Consider the following 4,278-nt stretch of genomic DNA (forward strand, 5'->3'; position numbering starts at 1 on the left):
TAGCCAGCAAGATGCTCAATTTAGCCAGCAAGATGCTCAATTTAGCCAGCAAGATGCTCAATGTAGCAATGTAGCGAGCAAGATGCTCGCACTACTACGGCAAGGATTTCGTCATTATTGACATTAAGGTTTAAATGCAAAACAGCTTATACCACGCCAGTAATTAATTTAGCTGACTAATTCGGTTTGTCTTACTTCAGCAGAAAGCTTGGCTTTTTCGGCTAAATACTCCGCTAATTGTGCTTCAATATTATCCCGGACAATTTGACGGTATTCCAGAAAATGCTCCAGATGAGCGCAATTGACGATATAACGCTCAAAGATGCGGGGATTGTTTCGCAAAATCGAGAATAATTGACGCCAAAATTGGAACCGAGTGTAACGCTTGACTCCCTGTCGCCACATAATAATTAATAGCGCCCGCAGAGTCATCCAATCTGGTATCTTGAATTTACGCTTGTGCGGCGTGGGTTGCATCTGGAGGAAATGGCGATGCACTCGCCCCAGATAACGGTGGGGTTCGTACAGTTCCCAGAAACAACTGACATATTCGCGAGCCATTTCTTCTACAGGACGAGTGGGGATAAAATTAATTAGGGTTCCTTGGTGAATATTGGCTTCCTTATCTTCTTCTAACAGACGCCCCTCTCGCTTGAGTCGATGCCATAATGCTGTATTGGGTAAAGCCTGAAGCATACTCACCATAGCTTGAGGAATGGCTGTGGCTTCTACAAACTGGATAATGCGATCGCCTGCTCCGGATTTTTCCCCATCAAAGCCAATAATAAAGCCTGCCATCACCCGCAGTCCAGTCTTATTTATCGTTTGTACGGCTTCCATCAGAGAGTTGCGAGTATTTTGAAATTTTTGGGTGAGGGATAAACTCTCCGTATCAGGTGTTTCAATACCCAAAAACACACCCGTAAAGTTAGCCGCTATCATCAAATCCAGTAATTCCTGATCCTGTGCCAAATCCACCGAAGCTTCGGTACTTAAGCGGAACGGATAGCCGCGTTCCGCCATCCAGGGACCCATTTCTCGCAGTAATAGCTTGACGTTCCGCTTATTGCCAATAAAATTATCATCTACTAAGAAAATCGAACGCCGCCACCCCAAATCATAGAGTCGTTGTAACTCGGCGAGTAGTTGGGCTGGGCTTTTCGTGCGCGGCTTGCGCCCATAGAGGACAATAATGTCACAAAACTCACACTGAAATGGACAGCCTCTAGAAAACTGTACCGACATATCACTGTAGTCGCTTAAATTCAGTAAGTCATAACGAGGAATCGGGGTATTGGTGACATCCGGCTTTTCTCCATCAGAACGGAATACGCCAGAGGTTTCTCCGCGTTCCAGGGCTTCGACAAACTTGGGTAAAGTAATTTCTCCCTCATCCAAAATTAGAAAATCGACCCCAGCTTGTAATGCTGTATCGGGTACAGAGGTAAAATAGGGACCTCCGGCTGCAACAGTCTTCCCGCGCCGCTTGGCTTCCCGAATGATATGCAGCAAATCCGGTTTCTGCACAATCATCCCAGATACAATAACTAAATCTGCCCAATCCCAATCGGCTTGAGTTTCTAACCTTGCATTCCGGTCTACCAGACGGAATTCCCAAGTCTGAGGCAATATCGCTGCTACTGTAATCATACCCAAGGGCGGCAGAGTCACCTTGCGTCCAACCAGTTCGATAGCTTTGTCAAAGGACCAAAAGGATTTGGGAAACTGGGGATAAAGGAGTAAAACGCGCATGGCAGTTTAGGTAGTGGACAATGGAAATGAAGGAATTCTCCTGTGTTTAGGGTCTTCCAATTCCCAATTCCCCATAGTATACGCCTTTGCTTGCGATCGCGATTCTTCTGATGGGGGGAATTTTGCCACAATACAGTGGGGTTGCGAAAAGTCGGTGATAAAATCCCCTGTGCGATCGCACCACTAGGTTATGATTTTTGTAGCGTATGAGGCAAGTAAGGTGAAGATTACACTATTGTCTCTTGAGGAACGTCTTCAGTCAACATTATGGTTATCTTTAGAGCTAGGGAGATTACGCTAGAAGAGGTTGAGACTATACTCGGTTTCATCCCGATGTACGATGGCAGCTTTAATGATTTCCTAACCTTAGAACCTCTCACCGACTTAGATTGGCAAGAACTGCAACAAATTAGAGCCGATTTTCTAGCGTATCTCCGGCGTGGAAAAGTCTCTGAAGGGCAAGCCAAGTTAATTTCTATCAATCCCATGCTGCGATTAGCAGGTTACAACCGCTCCCCGATTGAGTTACGAGTTGAAGAAGATATTCAGCAAATTTATATCGAAGATAAAGATACCCATATTCGGGGACGTTTTGACCTTGTGGCGGTGAATCGAAGGGTTGAAACATCGCTGGCAACTTTACTCTGGGTGCTGATTGTTGAAAGTAAGAATGTAGCTGCTTCAGAATTTTCGGGAATTGCTCAAATGTTGACCTATGCCCACCCAAGTCTGGAACAGCAGTCTTCTGTTTGGGGTTTAGTCACCAACGGCGCAACCTATCAGTTTTTCCATGTCGCTAAAGCAGAAGTGCTGACTTATCAGTATATGCCAACATTAAGTTTACTCGAGAGCGATCGCGCCATTCAGTTGCTTCAGGTACTCAAGGCTATCCGCAACTGGAATCCCTAATAAATAGGGGCTGCTGAATAAGTGTTGTGGGGGGGTAGGGAGCTCATTTCTTTTACATATCCTCTAAAAATGTCTCAACTTGACCATTCGGATTCAGGACAACCCGAATGGTAGGATTCCTGTCTCCTTCAATAGGTGAAACAAACGGTTCACCTACTAAGGGAATACCAGTTTCTTCAATGTGAACTTGTGAGGCTTGTCCGAGAGGAATAATCCGTTCAATGGAACCATCTGGGGCGATAAATAGCTGATACTCTAGCGCTTTTGTCAAGTCTTCTGGCGGTTGCCATCGCTGTTGCAGGTAGGTTCTTGCTTGGGCAACTTGAGGAATCGTATCAAAGAGTCTACCTCTGGCGGCATCATTGGTATCATCTAATTCGGTTGACTCTATCTCCGTATCCGTTGGCAAAGAAGGACGACGGGCGGTTACTGAGGGACTACTGATCACGTCTGGGAGTTCCGGTGTAGCTGGAGTGACATCAAGAGGGGGAAATACGGGCAGAGGTGGGGGTGTCGCGGGTACTTGGGTCGAACTCCGGGACTTTGGCACATTCCCAGTCGGCGCTGGAGGGCGACTAGGCTGGGTAGGGAGTGGAGTTGACGGGGATGCTGGTATACTCGGCACAGGTTGAGCCGCAGGGCGCTGGGGTGGAGGTGTGATGGCAATCTCCTGACGTTGGGGTGCAGGTGCGGGTGACGAACTCCGAGTCGATGGTGCTGGGGGTTTAACGGGTTTGGGAGGAGGTACTGTGGGCGCGTTGGCTAATGAAGGCGGTACTGTTGGCGTTGGAATTGGCGAAGGTGGCGAAGGTAAAGGGGATGGTGTTGGTGTGGGCAGTTCTTGAGCTAGGTTGGAGGGGACTTCTTCCGGTGCATCCGAAGCTGTATTGAGAGTTGCAGTTTCCTGAGTTAATTGGGATTGATTGAACCATCTCACACCTGCTGTTGTTACTCCGACGGCTAACACGACGACGGCGGCGGCTTTTGTCCACAGGGGTAGAACTTTGGCTTTACCCGCACGATTAAGATTGGGTAAGGCTAAAATTTCTGCGGCATAATCATCTAAAGCGGTGGCTAAGTCGAACAGTTGGAGGACACTTAAGTAAACAACTGATCCAGAGTCTTCGTTTGCCAGTTGACCGAGAACTAATTCATGGGTTACTAATCCTTTGGGTTGTAGTGTAATGCCTAAGGGCAATGTCCGGGGTTTTAACGGTTGTAATTTTGTGGATGGTAGTTCAGACTCTTGATTGTTGGAAGGTTGATCAGAGGTAACTATTGAAATAGGAGAGGCGGGTTCTGGGATATTAGATTCAAATTCACCTGGATTATCTGTTTGTACAGAAGACGTTAGATTAGTCCAGGATAAGGGTTGGGGAGAGGTGTTGAGAAAGTTTTGGACGTAGTGACTTACTGCCTCATATAAGACATCCAGTTCTGTGCGATCGCCTTTTATCGCCACCAGCTTTTCCTCAGGCTGTCGCGGATCATCAAAATGTAATTCAAACCGTAAGTCTTTCACCACAGACTTCCCCACCCATCGCGACAGGGGTGACGTTTTTGCCACAATTTCCAGAGTGCAGGTGGGTGGCGTATAGCGGCGTAGAACTGAGCTAG

3 protein-coding genes are annotated in these 4,278 nt (G+C 47.2%); 1 reads left to right on the forward strand and 2 read right to left on the reverse strand.

Translation table 11 applies throughout. The features are described from left to right. Window positions 1-168 precede the first annotated feature (168 nt). Window positions 169-1,752 carry a B12-binding domain-containing radical SAM protein gene (locus ACLFWI_RS27545; protein ID WP_446415584.1) on the reverse strand — a complete coding sequence of 528 codons (1,584 nt, stop codon included), beginning with the start codon at window positions 1,750-1,752 and terminating at the stop codon, window positions 169-171. A gap of 267 nt (window positions 1,753-2,019) precedes the next feature. On the opposite strand from ACLFWI_RS27545, the gene ACLFWI_RS27550 reads away from it, so the two are divergent. Next, a complete protein-coding gene (locus ACLFWI_RS27550; protein ID WP_446409706.1) occupies window positions 2,020-2,661 on the forward strand; it encodes a restriction endonuclease subunit R in 642 nt (213 codons plus the stop codon). A gap of 52 nt (window positions 2,662-2,713) precedes the next feature. Here the strand turns inward: ACLFWI_RS27550 and ACLFWI_RS27555 are convergent. Then, the coding region (locus tag ACLFWI_RS27555) for a DUF4335 domain-containing protein (RefSeq protein ID WP_446415585.1) at window positions 2,714-4,278 on the reverse strand (1,565 nt) is incomplete at its 5' end.

This window comes from Coleofasciculus sp. (genome assembly GCF_046539235.1).
Taxonomy (GTDB): domain Bacteria; phylum Cyanobacteriota; class Cyanobacteriia; order Cyanobacteriales; family Coleofasciculaceae; genus Coleofasciculus.

Bases quoted from the DNA above. Each gene is read 5' to 3' on its own strand.
- ACLFWI_RS27545 (WP_446415584.1), bottom strand. From the start codon at position 1,752: ATGCGCGTTTTACTCCTTTATCCCCAGTTTCCCAAATCCTTTTGGTCC.
- ACLFWI_RS27550 (WP_446409706.1), top strand. From the start codon at position 2,020: ATGGTTATCTTTAGAGCTAGGGAGATTACGCTAGAAGAGGTTGAGACT.